The organism is Burkholderia plantarii (assembly GCF_001411805.1).
Taxonomy (GTDB): domain Bacteria; phylum Pseudomonadota; class Gammaproteobacteria; order Burkholderiales; family Burkholderiaceae; genus Burkholderia; species Burkholderia plantarii.
This window is the reverse complement of record NZ_CP007212.1, coordinates 3,210,249-3,228,348: the sequence shown is the minus strand read 5'-3', so window position 1 is coordinate 3,228,348 and position 18,100 is coordinate 3,210,249. Positions and strand designations below refer to the sequence as shown.

17 protein-coding genes are annotated in these 18,100 nt (G+C 70.9%); 6 read left to right on the top strand and 11 right to left on the bottom strand.

Annotated features, from left to right (window positions below):
* The first annotated feature begins 79 nt into the window (after window positions 1–79).
* From bpln_RS13780 to bpln_RS13755, 6 genes are all read left to right on the top strand, one after another.
* Window positions 80–3,097, top strand: coding sequence for a sensor histidine kinase (locus bpln_RS13780; RefSeq protein ID WP_063891227.1), 3,018 nt, complete (start codon window positions 80–82; stop codon window positions 3,095–3,097).
* Window positions 3,090–3,788, top strand: coding sequence for a two-component system response regulator KdpE (kdpE, locus tag bpln_RS13775; RefSeq protein WP_042625627.1), 699 nt, complete (start codon window positions 3,090–3,092; stop codon window positions 3,786–3,788). Before bpln_RS13780 ends, kdpE begins: the two co-directional genes overlap by 8 nt.
* Before the next feature lie 228 nt (window positions 3,789–4,016).
* Entirely contained in the window at window positions 4,017–4,337 is a 321-nt protein-coding gene (locus bpln_RS13770; protein WP_042625626.1) for a DMT family transporter, read from the top strand.
* A 197-nt stretch (window positions 4,338–4,534) separates the two neighbouring features.
* The gene (locus tag bpln_RS13765) at window positions 4,535–5,152 is read left to right on the top strand and encodes a DUF4126 domain-containing protein (protein WP_042625625.1); all 618 of its coding nucleotides are present in this window, start codon (window positions 4,535–4,537) and stop codon (window positions 5,150–5,152) included.
* Window positions 5,149–7,719: an ABC transporter permease gene (locus bpln_RS13760; RefSeq protein WP_055139069.1), complete on the top strand. Its 2,571-nt coding sequence runs from the start codon at window positions 5,149–5,151 to the stop codon at window positions 7,717–7,719. Before bpln_RS13765 ends, bpln_RS13760 begins: the two co-directional genes overlap by 4 nt.
* 73 nt (window positions 7,720–7,792) lie before the next feature.
* Window positions 7,793–8,209, top strand: coding sequence for a group II truncated hemoglobin (locus tag bpln_RS13755; protein WP_042625623.1), 417 nt, complete (start codon window positions 7,793–7,795; stop codon window positions 8,207–8,209).
* Window positions 8,210–8,260: 51 nt separating this feature from the next.
* Here the strand turns inward: bpln_RS13755 and bpln_RS13750 are convergent, their stop codons facing one another.
* From bpln_RS13750 to bpln_RS13700, 11 genes are all read right to left on the bottom strand, one after another.
* A complete protein-coding gene (locus tag bpln_RS13750; RefSeq protein ID WP_055139068.1) occupies window positions 8,261–10,066 on the bottom strand; it encodes an ArnT family glycosyltransferase in 1,806 nt (601 codons plus the stop codon).
* 361 nt (window positions 10,067–10,427) lie between these two features.
* Entirely contained in the window at window positions 10,428–11,186 is a 759-nt protein-coding gene (locus bpln_RS13745; RefSeq protein ID WP_055139067.1) for an SDR family oxidoreductase, read from the bottom strand.
* 78 nt (window positions 11,187–11,264) lie between these two features.
* Window positions 11,265–11,849 (bottom strand): LOG family protein, encoded by a 585-nt coding sequence (locus bpln_RS13740; protein WP_055139066.1) that lies wholly within the window; start codon window positions 11,847–11,849, stop codon window positions 11,265–11,267.
* Complete coding sequence (locus bpln_RS13735; RefSeq protein ID WP_042625619.1) at window positions 11,846–12,559, bottom strand: TetR/AcrR family transcriptional regulator; 714 nt, start codon at window positions 12,557–12,559, stop codon at window positions 11,846–11,848. The genes bpln_RS13740 and bpln_RS13735 overlap by 4 nt, the downstream gene beginning before the upstream one ends.
* A gap of 234 nt (window positions 12,560–12,793) precedes the next feature.
* Window positions 12,794–13,351: a diacylglycerol kinase gene (locus bpln_RS13730; protein WP_042625618.1), complete on the bottom strand. Its 558-nt coding sequence runs from the start codon at window positions 13,349–13,351 to the stop codon at window positions 12,794–12,796.
* Window positions 13,352–13,359: 8 nt separating this feature from the next.
* Window positions 13,360–14,394: a glycosyltransferase family 4 protein gene (locus bpln_RS13725; protein ID WP_042625617.1), complete on the bottom strand. Its 1,035-nt coding sequence runs from the start codon at window positions 14,392–14,394 to the stop codon at window positions 13,360–13,362.
* A 43-nt stretch (window positions 14,395–14,437) separates the two neighbouring features.
* Window positions 14,438–15,373: a UDP-2,3-diacylglucosamine diphosphatase gene (locus bpln_RS13720; RefSeq protein ID WP_055139065.1), complete on the bottom strand. Its 936-nt coding sequence runs from the start codon at window positions 15,371–15,373 to the stop codon at window positions 14,438–14,440.
* A gap of 342 nt (window positions 15,374–15,715) precedes the next feature.
* Entirely contained in the window at window positions 15,716–16,231 is a 516-nt protein-coding gene (locus bpln_RS13715) for an RDD family protein (RefSeq protein WP_042625615.1), read from the bottom strand.
* Window positions 16,228–17,016 carry a DUF3106 domain-containing protein gene (locus bpln_RS13710; RefSeq protein ID WP_042625614.1) on the bottom strand — a complete coding sequence of 263 codons (789 nt, stop codon included), beginning with the start codon at window positions 17,014–17,016 and terminating at the stop codon, window positions 16,228–16,230. Before bpln_RS13710 ends, bpln_RS13715 begins: the two co-directional genes overlap by 4 nt.
* A 30-nt stretch (window positions 17,017–17,046) precedes the next feature.
* A complete protein-coding gene (locus tag bpln_RS13705; RefSeq protein WP_055139064.1) occupies window positions 17,047–17,472 on the bottom strand; it encodes a DUF3619 family protein in 426 nt (141 codons plus the stop codon).
* A complete protein-coding gene (locus bpln_RS13700) occupies window positions 17,469–18,032 on the bottom strand; it encodes an RNA polymerase sigma factor (RefSeq protein ID WP_055139063.1) in 564 nt (187 codons plus the stop codon). The genes bpln_RS13705 and bpln_RS13700 overlap by 4 nt, the downstream gene beginning before the upstream one ends.
* Window positions 18,033–18,100: the final 68 nt, after the last annotated feature.

Here is an 18,100-nt window from a genome sequence, read left to right as displayed (position 1 = left end):
TTCTTTTTCCGGGGTTTGGCACCACAATGCAGCGACCTTCCACGACGCGCCGCCCGCGACCCGCGGCGGCGCCCCCCGCATGAACCGTCCCGATCCCGACCAGCTTCTCGACAAGCTCCAGCGCGAGGAGGAGAAGCAGCAGCGCGGCCGGCTGAAGATCTTCTTCGGCGCCTCGGCCGGCGTCGGCAAGACCTACGCGATGCTGCAGGCGGCGCGCTCGCGCGCCGACGAGGGCGTCGACGTGCTGGTCGGCATCGTCGAGACGCACGGCCGGCGCGAGACCGCCGCGCTGCTCAGCGGGCTCGACCTGCTCGCGCCGCGCGTGATCGAGCATCGCGGCCGGCGGCTCGAGGAGTTCGATCTCGACGCGGCGCTCGAACGGCGCCCGCAGCTGGTGCTGGTCGACGAGCTGGCCCACTCGAACCTGCCCGGCACGCGCCACCTGAAGCGCTGGCAGGACGTGCATGAGCTGCTCGACGCCGGCATCGACGTCTACACCACCGTCAACGTCCAGCACCTCGAAAGCCTCAACGACGTGGTCGGCGCGATCACCGGCATCCGTGTCTGGGAGACCGTGCCGGACCGCGTGTTCGACGCGGCCGACGAGGTCACGCTGGTCGACCTGCCGGCCGACGAGCTGCTCGAGCGGATGCGCGACGGCAAGGTGTACCTGCCGCAGCAGGCCGAGCGCGCGGTGCGCAACTTCTTCCGCAAGGGCAACCTGATCGCGCTGCGCGAGCTGGCGCTGCGCCGCACCGCCGACCGCGTCGACGCGCAGATGCGCGAGTACCGCGCCGATCGCTCGATCGCGCGCATCTGGCAGGCGCGCGAGCGGCTGCTGGTGTGCGTCGGGCCGGGGCCGGAGGCGCCCACGCTGGTGCGCGCGGCGGCGCGCCTCGCGGCCGGGCTGAAGGCCGACTGGATCGCGGTGTATGTGGAGACGCCGCGCTCGCAGCGGCTCGACGATGCGCGGCGGCGCCGGCCGCTCGACGCGCTGAAGCTCGCGGCCGAACTCGGCGCCGAGACCGTCACGCTCGCGGGCGGCGACGCGGTGGCCGCGCTGATCGGCTACGCGCAGGTGCGCAACGTCTCGAAGCTGGTGGCGGGCGGCTCGCCGCGCGCCGGCTTCGCGCGCCGGCTCGCGCGGCCGTTCGGCGAGCGGCTCGCCGAGCGTGCCGGCGACCTCGACCTGATGCTGCTGCGCGCCTCGGCCCAGGACGAGGCGCGTCGCGCGCCATCCGACGCCGGCGCGCTGGCCTGGCGCGACGCGTTCCTGCGGCTGGCGGGCGAGCGCTCGCCGCCGCGCCACTACGCCGTGGCCGCCGCGATCTGCGCGGTGCTGACCGGCATCGCAAGCCTCGCGCAGACGCGCCTCGACCTGACCAACCTCGTGATGCTGTACCTGCTCGGCGTGGTGTTCTGCGCCGTGCGGCTCGGGCGCGGGCCGGGCGTGATGCAGTCGTTCCTGTCGGTCGCCGCGTTCGATTTCTTCTTCGTGCCGCCGCGGATGTCGCTGTCGGTGTCCGACACGCAATACCTGCTGACCTTCTTCGGCATGCTGCTGACCTCGCTCGTGATCAGTCACCTGACCTCGAGCCTGACTCGCGCGGCGGGCCTGGCCGAGCGGCGCGAGCGGCGCACCGGCGCGATGTACGCGATGGCGCGCGAGCTGGCCGCCGCGCTGACGGCCGAGCAGATCGTCGAGATCGGCAGCCGGCACGTGGCCGAGGTGTTCCGCGCGCGCGTGGCGATGCTGCTGCCCGACAGCGCGGACCAGGTGCGCCAGAAGATCGAGAACCCCGACGAGGCGCTGACGCTGACGGGCGCCGCGCTCGACAGCGACGTCGGGCAGTGGGTCTACGACCAGCAGAAGCCGGCCGGGCGCGGCACCGACACGCTGCCGGCCGCGCTCGCGCGCTACCTGCCGCTGAAGGCGCCGATGCGCACACGCGGCGTGCTGGCCGTGGTCACGCAGGACGCGCGCGAGCTCGACATGCCCGAGCAGCAGCGCATGCTCGACGCGTTCGCCGCGCAGATCGCGCTCGCGCTCGAACGCGTCCACTACGTCGAGATCGCGCGCGACGCGCTGGTCAGCATGGAGTCCGAGCGGCTGCGCAACTCGCTGCTGTCGGCGATCTCGCACGACCTGCGCACGCCGCTCACCACCATCGTCGGCTTCTCGTCGATGCTGGCGGGGCTGCACGAGGCGGCGGGGCAGCGCGGCGGGGCTACCAGAGCGGCCGGCGCGGCGGCCACCACCGGCACGGCGGCGGGCACGGCGGTTACCGTGGCAGCCACGGCGGCCGAGGCCGCCGTGAGCCGCGAGCATGAACTCGCCGAGGCGATCCATGACGAGGCGCTGCGCATGACCGGAATCGTCACGAACCTGCTCGACATGGCGCGGCTGCAGGCCGGCAGCCTGCAGCTGAAGCGGCAGTGGTCGCTGCTCGAGGAAACCGTCGGCGCCGCGCTCGCGGCCTGCAAGCGCGTGCTGGCGCGCCATCCGGTGCAGGTGCGGCTGCCTGCCGACCTGCCGCTGTTGCAGACCGACGCGGTGCTGATGGAGCGGCTGTTCGCGAACCTGTTCGAGAACGCGGCGAAATACACGCCGGCCGGCGCCGCGCTCGTGATCGGCGCCGAGCGTATCGACGAGGACGGCAAGCCGTTCGTGCGCGTCACCGTCGACGATCACGGCCCGGGGCTGCGCGCCGGCATGGAGGCGCGCATCTTCGACAAGTTCACGCGCGGCGAGAAGGAGTCGGCCACGCCCGGCATCGGGCTCGGGCTCGCGATCTGCCGGGCGATCGTCGATGCGCATGGCGGTAGAATCGGCGCGCGCAACCGGCTCGCGCCGGACGGCTCGGTGCTCGGCGCGCGATTCTGGTTCACGCTGCCCGTCGATGCGCCGCCGCCCGTGCCCGAAGTCGATGACGCCGGCGAGGGCGAGCAGGCCGATGGAGCCGCCGCAGCCGACGATGCCGACCGGACCACGGCGGCCGGGAACCCGCCGGACGAGGGCCGGGCCGCCGCCGGCCGGGCTCTTCCGCGCGCCGCGCCCGCCGCTTTCGAACCTCCGCTGACGCCCGACCATGAGTGAACCGACGCTGACCGTCGTCCTGATCGAGGACGAAAAACAGATCCGCCGCTTCGTGCGCACCGCGCTCGAGGCCGAGGGCATCGCCGTGTTCGACGCCGAGACCGGCAAGCAGGGGCTGATCGAGACGGCCACGCGCAAGCCTGATCTGGTGATCGTCGATCTCGGGCTGCCCGACACCGACGGGCTCGACGTGATCCGCGAGTTGCGCGGCTGGTCCGAGCTGCCGGTGATCGTGCTGTCGGCGCGCACGCGCGAGGACGAGAAGGTGGCCGCGCTCGACGCCGGCGCCGACGACTACCTGACCAAGCCGTTCGGCGTGTCCGAACTGCTGGCGCGGATTCGCGCGCACCTGCGGCGGCGCAACCTCGGCGGCGCGAACGACACGCCGAGCGTGACGTTCGGCGCGATCACCGTGGACCTCGCGCTGCGCGTCGTCACGCGCGCCGGCGCGCCGGTGCATCTGACGCCGCTCGAATACCGCCTGCTCGCGACGCTGGTGCGCCACGCGGGCCGCGTACTGACGCACCGGCAGCTGCTGCGCGACGTCTGGGGGCCGTCGCACGTCGAGAGCCATCACTATCTGCGGATCTACATGGCGCACCTGCGCCAGAAGCTCGAGGCCGATCCGGCGCAGCCGGAACACATCGTCACCGAAACCGGGGTGGGCTACCGGCTGGTCGGCGCGGCCTGAACGGCAACCCGGCGACGATCCGGTCCCATGCCGTGCGTCGCGATTACCCCGCCGCGCGGCCCGCGGCGCGCCATGTCAGCCACGCCAGTGCTCGCCGCCGGCGCCGCGGCGGGGGACCCGCCCGTCTTTCCGTAATGATTTTGATATAATCGCCGGTCGCACCGGGACGACCCGGTCGCGCCTTTCGATTCACGGGGACGGCCCCGTCCCTTCCCCGTGGAGTCCCTCATGTCCTGGATCCTGCTGTTCGTCGCCGGCCTGCTCGAAATCGCCTGGGCGGCCGGCATGAAAACGTCGGAGGGCTTCACGCGCCTCTGGCCTTCCGTGTTCACCGTGGTGACCGCGCTCGGCAGCTTCGCGCTGCTCGCGATGGCGATGCGCCAGTTGCCGCTCGGCACGGCCTATGCGGTCTGGACCGGCATCGGCGTGGTCGGCGCCTTCGTGGTCGGCATCGTGCTGATGGGCGAGGCCGTTACGTTGATGCGCGTCGCGAGCGCCTTGCTGATCGTGCTCGGCCTGCTCGGCCTGAAGATGACCTCGGGCCACTGAGCCCGTCCGGCCCGCCGCGCGCGCGGCCCGAGCGCCGGCCCGGTGCTTTCCCCGTGCGGTGCGTGCTGCGGCGCGTCTATAATGGGACGACATTTTCCCGGAACGATGCTGCTGGATGCCCGTCGAGGCTCCGGCGGCGCGTCCGCCTCGCCGGCCGCCGCGCCGGCAAGCGCGTTCGGCGCGCAAGGAGACCGCTCATGGTCGAGGCCATTTCGCTCGGCGCGGGGCTCGCGTGGGCGAGCGGGCTGCGCCTCTATCTGACGGTGCTGATCGCCGGCGTGCTCGCGCGCACCGGTCTCGTCCACCTGCCCGACACGCTCGCCGCGCTGACTTCCCCGTGGGTGATCGGCGCCGCCGGCGTGCTCGCCGTCGCCGAATTCCTCGCCGACAAGATTCCCGCGTTCGATTCGCTCTGGGACGCGATCCACACCTTCATCCGGATTCCGGCCGGCGCGGTGCTGGCCGCCGGCGCGCTCGGTCACGCCGATCCGGCCATGCTGATGATCGCCGGGCTCGCCGGCGGCACGCTGGCCGGCTCAGCGCACGTCGCGAAGGCCGGCACGCGCGCGCTGATCAACCTGTCGCCCGAGCCGGTTTCGAACTGGATCGCCTCGACGACCGAGGACGGCCTCGTCTGCGCCGGCCTCGCGCTCGCGTTCTTCGTCCCGCTGCTGTTCCTCGCGCTGATGATCGGCTTCGTCGCGTTCGCCGCTTGGGTGCTGCCGAGGCTCTGGCGCGGCGTGTCGGGCGGATTTCGCGGGATGGCGCACCAGATGGTGTCGCGCTTCAATTCACTCGGAGGCAAGCGGGATTGACGACGCAGCATGAGGAAGTTCGCGCCGCACGCGGCGCGCGTCTGGGGCCGGGCGAGCTGGTACGGCAATCGATCCGGATGACGATGCGCGACTGGCGCGCGGGCGAGCTGACGCTGCTCGTGCTCGCGCTGGTGCTGGCGGTGGCCGCGCTGACCAGCGTCGGCTTCCTGTCGGACCGGCTGCGCCAGGGGCTCGAGCACGACGCGCGCCAGATGCTCGGCGCCGATTTCGTGGTGCGCGGCGACCGCCCCGTCGATCCGTCGTTCGCCGCCGCGGCGCGCGCCGACGGGCTGGCCACGGCCACCACGGCGATCTTCCCGAGCATGGTCGGCGGCACCGGCGCCAACGCGCCGTCGCGGCTCGCCGCCGTCAAGGCCGTCTCGGCCGGCTATCCGCTGCGCGGGCAGGTGGAGATCGCCGGCGCGGCCACCGCGCCGGGCCGCCCGGCCGGCGCGATTCCCGCGCCCGGCACCGTGTGGGCCGATCCGGCGCTGCTCGACGCGCTGCACCTGAAGGTCGGCGATCCGGTGCGGGTCGGCCAGCGCAATTTCACGATCGCGGCGGCAATCACGCGCGAGCTCGATCGCGGCTTCTCGTTCGTCAATTTCTCCCCGCGCCTGATGTTGCGCGAGGACGAACTCGTCTCCACCGGCCTGGTCGGCTACGGCAGCCGCGTCACCTACCGGCTGCTGGTGGCCGGCCCCGATGCGGCCGTGGCGCGCTTCGCCGCGCTCGCGCACCAGCGCGTGGACGGCGGCAAGCTGCGCGGCGTGGTGCTCGAATCGCTGCAGGAAGGCCAGCCGCAGGTGCGCGAGACGCTCGACCGCGCGCGCCACTTCCTGACGCTGGTCTCGCTGCTCACGGCGCTGCTCTCGGCGGTGGCGATCGCGATGGCCGCGCAGCGCTACATGCGCCGCCATCTCGACGGCTGCGCCGCGATGCGCTGCCTCGGCACCAGCCGGCGCACGCTCGCGGGCCTGTTTGCGCTCGAATTCGTCGCGATCGGCATCGCCTCGGGCCTGCTCGGCGCGGCGCTCGGCTACGCCGGCCATCTCGCGCTGCTGGCCGCGCTCGGCAGCCTGATCGACGTGGTGCTGCCGCAGCCGGGCGTCGCGCCGGCGCTGGTCGGCGTCGGCGCCGGGCTGGTGCTGCTGCTCGGTTTCGCGCTGCCGCCGCTGATGCCGCTCACGCGCGTGCCGCCGGTGCGCGTGCTGCGCCGCGAGTGGGGCGGCGAAGGGCGCACCGCCTGGCTCGGCTACGGGCTCGGTGTGCTGCTGTTCGCGGCGCTGCTGATCGCGGCGGCCGGCAACCTGACGCTCGGCCTGATCGTGGCGGGCGGCTTCGCGGGCGGGCTCGTGCTGTTCGCCGCGCTGGCCCGCGCGGTGCTGTTCGCGGCGGCGCGCGCGGTGCGCGACGCGCGCGTCGGCGCCGGGCTCGGCTGGCGTTACGCGATCGCCTCGCTGCATCGGCGCGGCGCGGCCAGCGCGCTGCAGATCACCGCGCTCGCGCTCGGCCTGATGTGCCTGCTGCTGATCTCGATCACGCGCGACGACCTGGTGGCCGGCTGGCGCAAATCGACGCCGCCCGACGCGCCGAACCAGTTCCTGATCGACATCCAGCCCGACCAGCGGCCCGACGTGGTTCGCTACCTCGCCTCGCAGGGGATCGACGACGCGCCGCTCGAACCGATGGTGCGCGGCCGCCTGATCGCGATCGACGGCCGCGCCGTGAATCCCGACAGCTACGCCGACGCGAACGCGCGCCGGCTCGTCGACCGCGAGTTCAACCTGTCGTACACGACCCAGCTGCCCGACGACAACCGCGTCGTCGAGGGGCGCTGGTTCGGCGTCTCGTCGAAGCCGCAGGTATCGATCGAGGCGGGGCTCGCGAAGACGCTCGGGGTGAAGCTCGGCGACACGCTGCGCTTCGACGTGACCGGGCTCACCGTGGAGGCGCCCGTCACCAGCATCCGCAAGCTCGACTGGGGCACGTTTCGCGTGAACTTCTTCGTGCTGATGCCGCCCGCCGCGCTGGAGGACATGCCGGCGATGTACATCACCAGCTTCCATCTGCCGCCGCAGCGCGCGCGCGTGATAGACGGGCTGATCGCGCGCCAGCCCGGCATCACCGCGATCGACGTCGCGCCGATTCTGGCTCAGGTGGAGCGCGTGCTGCTGCAGGTGGTGGGCGCCGTGCAACTGCTGTTCGGCTTCACGCTCGCGGCCGGCGTGCTGGTGCTCTACACGGCGCTGGCCGGCAGCCGCGACGAGCGTGTGCGCGAGGCGGCGCTACTGCGCGCGCTCGGCGCGTCGCGCGCGCAGGTCGGCGCGGTGCAGCGTGCCGAGTTCGTGATCGTCGGCACCCTCGCGGGCGTGTGCGGGGCACTCGGCGCGCTCGCGATCGGCTGGGTGCTGGCGGTCCAGGTGTTCCGGTTCGAACTCGCGCTCAATCCGTGGGTGGTGCCGGCCGGCGTCGCCGCGGGCATCGTCTGCGCGGGGGCGGCGGGCTGGTGGAGCTTGCGCCGCGTGCTGGCGCGGCCGGCGCTGCGTTCGTTGCGCGATGCCTGATACCTGACGCGCGGCCTGAGCCCCGCGCCCTGATGCGGTATCGTTGCGCTTTTCCCGAACTCCGATTTTCCGTATGACCGACGATGTGACCGACGACGGCGCGCAGGCGAAGCCGAGCGCGTTCGACCTGGTGGGCGGCGAGGCGCGCGTGCGCGAGCTGATCGACCGCTTCTACGACCTGATGGACCTGGAACCCGAGTTCGCGGGGATCCGCGCGCTGCATCCCGCCTCGCTCGACGGCTCGCGCGACAAGACCTTCTGGTTCCTGTGCGGCTGGCTGGGCGGCCCCGACCATTACGTAAGCCGCTTCGGCCACCCGCGGCTGCGCGCGCGGCACCTGCCGTTCCCGATCGGCTCGTCGGAGCGCGACCAGTGGCTGCGCTGCATGGCCTGGGCGATGGAGGACATCGGGCTTGCGCAGCCGCTGCGCGAGCGGCTCATGCATTCGTTCTACGACACCGCCGACTGGATGCGCAACCGCCCGGGTTGATGCGCCCGTCGATGCGGCGCGGCGCCGTTCGCGGCGCCCGCGCCGCCGCGTTCAGCGCGGCTTGCCGCTTTCCGGGGTGCGCACGTAGACGCGCAGCAATTCCTTGTCGTCGCCGGGCCGCGCGCCCGACCAGACCGGCTCCCATTCACCGCCGAGGTTCGGCGTGACCGCGCGCAGCCCCTGCACGATCAGCCAGGTGCAGGCCGTGTCGGCGGGATTGCCGACCGGCCGGTGCTGGATGCCCGAAAAGTAGTAGAGCATCGGCGCTTCCGACTCGCCGAGCCCGAGGCTCGCCATGCAGTCTCCCTCGTTCCATTGCAGCTCGAGCTGGCGGTTGAGGCTCGCGAACACCGTGCGATAGCTCTTGGCGGCGTCGAGCCACGGCAGCAGCAGCGTGAAGATCAGCCCCCAGACCAGCAGTACGCCGGCCGCCCACGATAGCGCGCCGCGCCATTTGTCGGTCGCGCGCAGCGACGGCAGTACCCAGAGCCAGCCGATCGTCAGCGCCAGCGCGGCGAGCGTGAACGGCAGCTCGAACGGGATGGTCCAGTCGAGCGGCAGCCAGCGGCCGAGCCAGCGAATCGGCTCGCGCGACGCGTGGTACGAGGTGATGATCGACCAGATGTACCAGGCGAGGCCGGCGGCCGCGCCGAACACCACGCGGCTCAGGTAGTCCCAGCCGCGCGCGACGCGCATCGGCAGGCGGCCGACGGCGCCGGCGGCCAGCAGCGCGAGTGGCGCGATGAACGGCAGGATATAGAGCTCGCGCGAAGTGGCGGCCACCTGCAGCACGATCATGCCGATGCCGGCGAACAGCGCGGGCAGCGCGACGGCCGGCACGCGCCAGGCGCGCCAGCGGCCCGCGACGAGCGCCCAGGCGGCGAGCGGGCCGACCGGGAAGCCGACCGTGAGCAGCGCGCGCCAGATGAACAGCGGCTTGTCGTTCTCGGCGCCAAGCCGCGGCACCGAAAAGCCGAAGAAGCGGCCGACGTTGTTGTCCCAGAACCAGGTCATGAACAGCGTCTCGGAGCGCAGCAGCAGCGCGATCGGCCAGATCAGCGCGAACGGCGCGAACACCAGCGCGGCGACGCCGAGCGAGCGGAAGAACTTGCGGCTGCGGCAGGCCGGATACAGCACGAGCAGCGCCGCGAGCGTCGCGCCGAACACGAGCGGCACGAACGGGCCCTTCGCCATCAGCGCGATGCCGACGCCCGCGCCGAACCCGGCTGCCGCGAAACGGCCCGAGGGGCGCCCGCCGCAGCGGGCCGTCACGAGTTCGAGCAGCGACGAGAACGCGATCGCGGCACCGGCCATCAACGCCACGTCGGTCATCATGTCGTGGACGTGCTTGACCACCACCAGCGTCCCCGCGCAGAGCGCAACCGCGCCGATCACCTCGAGCTCGAACCAGCGCCGCGCGCCGCTCGCGATGCGCGCCGCGCGGGCCGTGAAGCCGAACGCGAGCGCGGCGAACAGGGCGCTCGCGAGCCGCGCCGCGTCGTGCAGCGGCAGGTAGCGTCCGAACAGCCAGGCCAGCGCCGCGGCGGTCCAGTCGTAGAGCGGCGGCTTCTCGAGGAATGGCTGGCCGGCGTTGGTCGGCACGACCAGATCGCCGGTATCGAGCATGTGCTGGATGATGCCGAACGTGTAGGTCTCGTCCTGCTTCCACGGATCGTGGCCGAAGATGCCGGGCAGCAGGTAGGCGCAGGCCACCGCGGCGGCCAGCAGCCAGACGCGCAGCCCGGCCTGGGCGGTGGCGCGAGCCTCGTCCGCGGGCGGGCGCCTGGGGCCGGCGGTATGACGAAACGGGGTGCGCGCGGACGAGCGCGTGCGGCCGGGAGTTGCGGGTCCCTGCATCGAAGTACGTCTCAGAAGTCGGTTGCCCAGCCGGCGGCATGGGCCGGTTGGTTGGGGATGCCGTGGGAAGGCGGAAACGCGGCGGATACCACGATGGACGTTAGTAGAACACGTTTTTATTACCGTTTGTTACGTGAACTGTCGCGACATTGTGAGGATTTATCGGCTGTGTGCAAATTTGTCGATTGCACGTTTGCGCGCGTCGCTTTTGTGCGACAGAGCGGGGTCGGCGGGGGAAATCGACTGAAGAATCGGCGGCCTGTTAAGGGCTGCGAAGTGACCGCGGCAGGCAGGATTCAGAGGGGAGCGCGGCACGCGACGGCCGCGTGCCGCCGTTGGCGGCGCGCGGGTGGCGCGAAGCCTAGCGTCCGCCGCCGACGTCGACGAGCGTGCCGGTCACATACGAGGCGGCATCGCCGAGCAGCCAGACGATCGCCTCGGCCACCTCGTCGGCGCGGCCCGGGCGGCCTATCGGCGTGAGCGCGCCGAGCCGGGCGGCGCGATCGGGCTGGCCGCCGCTCGCGTGGATTTCGGTGTCGATCAGACCCGGGCGCACGGCATTCACGCGCACGCCATGCGGCGCGAGTTCCTTGGCCAGGCCGAGCGTGAGCGAATCGACGGCGCCCTTCGCGCCCGCGTAGTCGACGTATTCGTTCGGCGAGCCGAGCCGCGCGGCCAGCGACGAGACGTTGACGATCGCGCCGCCGCGTCCGCCGCGATCGGTGGGCAGCCGCCGCGCGGCCTCGCGCGCGCAGAGATAGGCGCCCAGCACGTTGACGTCGAACACGCGCGTGAGCCGCGCGAGGTCCATCTCGGCGAGCGGCTGCGGCGGCGCGACGATGCCGGCGTTGTTGACGAGCGCGTCGAGCGGGCCGAGTTCGGCCTCGACGACATCGAACATCGCGATCACGTCGGCCTCGACGGCCACGTCGCCGCGAATCGTGACGGCGCGGCCGCCGGCGGCGCGGATCGCCCCGGCGACCGCCTCGGCCGCCTGCGCGTCACGCGCGTAGTTGATGCCGACGGCCCAGCCGCGCGCGGCGGCGAGTTGCGCGGTCGCGGCACCGATGCCGCGGCTCGCGCCGGTGACGAGGACGACCTTGTCGAGCGAGGCGGACATCGGGGTGGGGCTCCTGAACCGGTGAGAAGGCCAGGTCCGCCCGCGGGCCTGGCGGGGAAGGGGGAAGCGCGGCGCGCCTCAGGGCGCGTCGGTCACCGGCTGCCACTTGTCACGCGCGGGCGGCCGGTAGCGGCGCAGTCGCTCGAGCAGGCCGTCGGCCGTTGCGTCGATGCAGAGCGAGTCGAGGTAGGTGCCGGCCATGAAGCCTTCGTCCACGGTGTGCCGCAGCATCGCCGCGAGCGGGTCGTAGAAGCCCTCGACGTTCAGCAGCGCTACCGGCTTGCGGTGATAGCCGAGCTGCGCCCAGGTGAACACCTCGAAGAATTCCTCGAGCGTGCCGGCGCCGCCCGGCATGGCGACGAACGCGTCGGACAGGTCGGCCATCATCCTCTTGCGGTGATGCATGTCGGGCACCACGTGCAGTTCGGTCAGCCCCTGGTGGCCGACTTCCTTGTCCACCAGCAACTGCGGGATCACGCCGATCGCGCGGCCGCCGGCGGCCAGCACCGCGTCGGCGATGATGCCCATCAGCCCGACGCGGCCGCCGCCGTAGACGAGCGTGAGTTCGGCCGCGGCCAGCGCCCGGCCGAAGCCGCGCGCCGCTTCGGCATATACGCCGCGCGCGCCCGGCGACGAACCGCAATAGACGCAGACCGATTTCATGGCTTGGAGTCCTTCTGCGCGCCGCGCGGCGGCAGGTAGTCGTGGAATTCGCGCTTGGGCAGCTTGCCCGAGACGAGATCGTCGAAGATCTGACGCGAACGGCCGCGCAGGTACGGCGCCATCACCGAGATCACGTGCATGCTGACCTGGTGCAGCTCGTCGCGGATCGCGTCCTGGTCATTGTACTTGCGCGGATGCATAACGTATTGATACGAGAGCCAGTAGGTCGAGATCACGCCCATGTTGGTGGCGATCACCTCGATCTCGGCCGGCGTCGCCACCAGCTCGTCGTCGGACACCAGCAGTTCGCACATCTCGCGCGCGAAGCGCACCTTGTGGCTGATGATCTGCTTGAAGTGGGTTTCGAGCGTGCGGTTGCGGGCCAGCAGATCGTTCAGGTCGCGATACAGGAACCGGTAGGTCCACATGAAATCGGCCATGTACTGCAGGTAGGACCAGGTCTCGTCGATGGTCGGACGGTGATCTTCGGGAAAGCGCAGCCGCCGTTCGATCTGCTGCTCGAACTGCGCGAAGATGCTGTTGATGATGTCGTCCTTGTTGCGGAAATGGTAGTACAGGTTGCCTGGACTGATTTCCATTTCCTCGGCGATCGTCGTGGTCGTCACGTTCGGCTCGCCGATCTCGTTGAATAGCTTCAACGACAGCTCGAGGATCCGTTCACGCGTGCGGCGGGGAGGTTTCGCTTCCATGTGTCGTCCGGCCCTGTGTGTGCCGGACTGGCGGGCGCTGCATGAGGATGCTGCGGATTCGTCCGGCTCGGTTGGCTGTTCTTTCGAGACTATTGGCCGATTATAAACGGTCGTTCGCTTTTCAGGCGCATTTCGTGATCCCAATCAGGGCACGAACGACGGCGCCGCGACCGGGCCTCGATCAGGCCGCGATCGCGGTGCCGCGCGATGCCGGAGCGGTCGCTCGCGGCGCGCTCAGCGCCCGAGCCAGTGCCCGACCACGGGCCACAGGATGAAGCCCCAGGTCGCGAGGCAGGCGCCCAGCGCGACCGTCACGGCCGCGCTGCCGAGGTCCTTGGCGCGCTTGGACAGTTCGTGGCGCTCCAGCGAAATCCGGTCGATCGCCGCTTCCACGCTGGAATTCAGCAGTTCGACGATCAGCACCAGCAGCACCGAGCCGATCAGCAGCGCGTGCGAGACGGCGTCGACCGGCACCAACACGCCGATCGGCAGCAGGATCGCGGCGAGCGTCAGTTCCTGGCGAAACGCACTCTCCTCGCGGATCGCCACCTGGAAGCCGTTGACCGAATGCTTGAGCGCGTACCAGGCGCGCGTGAGCCCGCGATTGCCCTTGTACGGATTCGGCGGCAACGGCGCGAGCGGGTCGTCGGTGCCGAGCGGCTCGTGCGTGTCGGCGCCGTCGTGCGCATCGTGGGAATCGTTCTCGGCATGCGGATCGCGCGCGAACGCGGCGGCGTTCAGCGCGGGACGGCGCAACGGCGAGGGCGACGGAGCGGGCGCTTTCGCGCGCATGGCTGGTTTCAAACGGCTGCGCCTTGAGGTTGGGAGCTGGCGGTTTTCGGTAGCGGCTTCAGGTGCGAGGCGAACTGCTCGGACGCGGCGCGCCACGAGAAGCGCTCGGCCCAGGCGCGTGCGTCGGTGCGATCGATCTTCAGCGCTTCGAGGCAGGCCTCGCGCAGGTCGTCGTTCATCGCGCCCGCGTTGCCGTCGCCGAGCACGTCGACCGGGCCCGTCACCGGGTAGGCCGCCACCGGCGTGCCGCAGGCGAGCGCCTCGAGCAGCACCAGCCCGAACGTGTCGGTCTTGCTCGGGAACACGAACACGTCGGCCGCCGCGTACACCTTGGCGAGCTCCGCCTGCGTCAGCACGCCAAGGTAGTTCGCCTCAGGATAGCGTGATTTCAGTTCGGCGAGCGCCGGGCCTTCGCCCGCCACCCACTTCGAGCCGGGCAGGTCGAGCTTCAGGAACGCCTCGACGTTCTTCTCGATCGCCACGCGCCCGACGTAGAGGAAGATCGGCCGCGCCGTGTTCAGCACCTTCGATTCCATCGGCTCGAAAATGTCGAGATCGACGCCGCGCGTCCACAGCACCACGTTGTCGAAGCCGAACGTCTCCAGATCCTGCTTGACCACCGGGGTGGGCGCCATCACCGCCAGCGAGGCGCCGTGGAACCAGCGCAGGAAGCGGTAGGTGACCGACAGCGGAATGCCGAAGCGCGCCTGCACGTATTCGGGGAAGCGCGTGTGGTAGGCGGTCGTGAACGGCAGCTTGTGCTTGCGCGCGTAGCGGCGCGCGGCCATGCCGAGCGGGCCTTCGGTGGCGATGTGCAGCGCATCGGGCGCGAACTCGTCGATGCGCGAGCGCAGCCGCGCATACGGGAACAGGGACAGGCGGATCTCGGGATACGTCGGGCAGGGGATCGTGCGGAACTCGAGCGGGGTGAGCAGCTCGACGCGGTGGCCGAGCGCGGTCAGCTCGCGCGAGGTGCTCTTGAGCGTGCGCACGACGCCGTTGACTTGCGGCTCCCATGCATCGGTGACGATCATGATCTTCATGCGGGTATTCCTGTAGGGGGCTGGGCGCGGGACAGCGGCAGGCTCACGCGGCGGCCTTGGCCTTGCGCGAGGTGGTGGCGGGCGGCGATTGCATCACCGTCCAGTAAACGATCTTCAGCTCGCCTTCCATGGTCTCGACGAGTGCGGACAGGCTCTCGACCCAGTCGCCGTCGTTGCAGTACAGCACGCCGTCGATGTCGCGGATCTCGGCCTTGTGGATGTGGCCGCAGACCACGCCGTCGCAGCCGCGGCGGCGCGCTTCGTCGGTCATCGCGTTTTCGAACGACGAGATGAAGTTCACGGCGTTCTTGACCTGGTGCTTCAGGTACTGCGACAGCGACCAGTACTGGAAGCCGAGCCGGCTGCGAATCCGGTTGAACCAGCGGTTCAGCACGAGGATCAGCGTGTAGGCGGTGTCGCCGAGATAGGCGAGCCACTTCGCGTGCTGGATCACGCCGTCGAACAGGTCGCCGTGGACGATCCAGAGCCGCTTGCCCGTGAGCGTCGTGTGAAACGCCTCGCCGCGCACCTGGATGTCGCCGAACGCGAGGTCGCAGAACTGCCGCGCGGCCTCGTCGTGGTTGCCGGGGATGTAGACGACCTGCGAGCCCTTGCGCGCCTTGCGCAGGATCTTCTGCACCACGTCGTTGTGCGCCTGCGGCCAGTACCAGCCCTTGCGCAGCTGCCAGCCGTCGATGATGTCGCCGACCAGATACAAATATTCCGACTCGTTGTGGCGCAGGAAGTCGAGCAGGTACTCGGCCTGGCAGCCGCTCGTGCCGAGGTGGATGTCGGACAGCCAGATGGTGCGATAGCGGTGCGACGGGCCGTCGGATTCGTCGTGGTGACCGGTCGTGGCGCCCGCCGACGGCGGTGCGGGCGCCTTGTCGGCCGATGCGCCGGACAGGAACGCCGCGACCGTTGCATGCGCGCCGGCCGGATCTCGAAAGAAGGTAGTCGCGGACGTTTTGAGGCCCATGCGTGACTCGCGCCGATTGATATAACCGGCATTCCGCCATGTGGACGTGACCATGCCGTGACAGTCACGAAATGTTCTTATTGCGGTGTTTTCAAACGGAAGGATGCGGTAGCGCGGGGGCAGCGAAACGACACGCGGGGCGTGCGCAATGGCGTGGCGAGGCGTTCTTGACGGCAGCGCGACGCGCTGTATCCATCACGCTACGCGGGCATGACAGGCCGGTGGCATCGTCTCTCGGCCACCACTGGCGAGGCCCGATGAAAGGGAACCGCGACGAACCGCGAAACGGTGGAGCGCCAATGGAGGTGGTCCGTCAGCGACGCGCAAGCGGCATGCAACGCCTCAGCGCGACACCGCCTCGATGCGCGTGCCGGCCAGCCGGTCGTGCGGAAACCGCCGGCCGCGGTCGAGCCGCGCGGCGAATGCCCACAGCACGATCCAGACGGCGCTCGCGACGAGCGTCGCCGGCACGCTCAACGCGAGCAGCGGATGCAGCGCGAGCGGCGGCACGAACCAGAGCCAGGCGAGCAGGTAGCGCCACAGCGCGCGCGCCGGCGAAAGCGGCGCGCCGGCGGCGGTGACCACGCGCAGCCGCCAGGTCTTCATCGGCAGGGTCTGCCCGCCGTGCGTCCAGAACCAGACGAAATAGCCGCCAACCACCAGCGCGATCCAGACGGCGAGCCACTGGTGATGGACGAGGCCGTTGCGCTGGCCGAGAGCCAGCGCGAACGCGAGGCCGGCGAAGAACACCACGCCGAACAGCAGCACGGCTTCGTAAAGGAGGGCGGCGAGCCGGCGTCGCACGCTCGGCGGCGCGCCGGACCCGGAGCGGGCGGAAGCAGCCGGCGCGGCGCTCACGATCCCTGGTAGATCGACGGCGTGTCGGCCGGCGAGACCGGCTGCGCGGCCGGCGGCGGGAGCGTGCCGGAGGCGGCCGTGGTGGGCGGCGGCGCGCCGGGTCCGGTGGCACCGGGGGCTGGCGGCGAGGGCGGCACGAGCGGGGTGAGCGTCGGCACCGCCGAGCGGTCGTGCGCGTTCACGAGCCGGTTGATGTCGCGATCGCTCTTGCCGGACGGCGGTGCGCTGACGACGGTCGGGCGCCGGTGGCGCTCGGCGGCCGCGAGTCGGGCCTTCTGTTCCGGCGGCAGCTTCTGATAGTCCTTCCAGGCGCGTTCGCGCGCCTGCGCGGGCAGGTCCTTCGAGGCCTGGTAGTTCTCGCGCGCGACGCGCCGTTCCTCGGGCGTCATGCCGGCCCATTGCGTCATCCGTTCATGCAGCCGCTTCTGCTCATCAGGCGACATCTTCGGGAAACGCGCCGCGATCTTCAGCCACTTGCGCCGCCGCGCCTCGCTGAAACCGTCCCACAGGTGCTCGAACGGCGCCAGCGCCTCGCGCTGCGGCGGGCTCAGGCGCGCCCACGACAGCGGGCCGTCGGCCGGCAGGCTCGGAAAGCCGCCCGACAGCGACAGGCCGACGGCCGGCTGCGCGGCGTGCGGCGCGCTGGCGCCGGCGGGCGCCGAGGTCGGCGTCGGGGCCGGCGTGGCGGCCGGAGGCGAATCCTCGAAACGCGGGTAGGTGGCCGCGTAAGCGATCGCGAGCGCGATCACGCTCCCGAAAAATATCGCCAGTCCCCGTTTCTGCATCGCCCCGTGCTTCCTTTTCCGTGATCGCGCTCAGCGCGTGTGTGTCAGGTAGGCGTTGAAGCCGTGGTCGAGGTAGGCGTTCAGCGGAAGATCATCGCTCAGCATCGCGGCATCGATGTCCGCGAGTTCGGCCGTGTGCTGCAGGTTTTCCCAGTAGGCGATGCCGGCGATGCCGGCCAGCAGCACGGCCAGCGGCAGCGCCCGCGCGATCCGGCGCGCCAGCGAGACGGGCCGCGGCGCCGGGCCTCGCGCGAGGCCGAGACTGCCGGCGCCGGCACCCGCGAGCGCCGGCACCAGCACCAGGCCGGCGTCGGGCTTCTTGCGCGCGAGCGCGGCCCGGCGCGCGGCGGCGAGCCGGTCGGCGGCCGGCGGCGGCAGCGTGGCGGCGCGCTCGTCCAGCGCGCGGCGGATCTTCAGGGCGAATTCGAGTTCTTTGAGTTCGGGAGCGGAGCTCATAGCGTGATTCCTTTGGCCTTGAGCGCTTGCGCCAATGTGTGCGTGGCCCGGGAGCAGTGCGTCTTGACGCTGCCCTCGGAGCAGCCCATGGCGGCGGCTGTTTCGGCGACGTCCATATCTTCCCAATAACGCATCAGGAAAGCTTCCCGTTGACGCGCCGGCAGCCTGCGAATTTCATCGTCGATCAGCGACAGCACCTGCTCGCGCTCGAGGCGCGTCTCGCTGCTCTCCACGCCGCTGCCGTTGTCGGCCGATTCGAGCGTCTCGAGCGGATCGAACTCGTCGTCGTCGGCGTTGCCGAGCGACGAGAACAGGCTCACCCAGGTGTTGCGGACTTTCTGCCGACGAAAGTAGTCGTGGATCGCATTCTGCAGGATGCGCTGGAACAGCAGCGGCAGCTCGGCGGCCGGCCGGTCGCCGTATTTCTCCGCGAGGCGGATCATCGCGTCCTGCACGATGTCGAGCGACGCGTCGTCGTCGCGTACCGCGTAGGCAGCCTGCTTGAACGCGCGCCGTTCGACGCCCGCCAGAAAGTCGGCGAGTTCCTTGTCTGATGCCATTCCGTGAAAGGGTCTGCGCTCGAAGGGCTGGTAGGACGAAAAATTCCGTAAACGGGCCGGATGCTAAC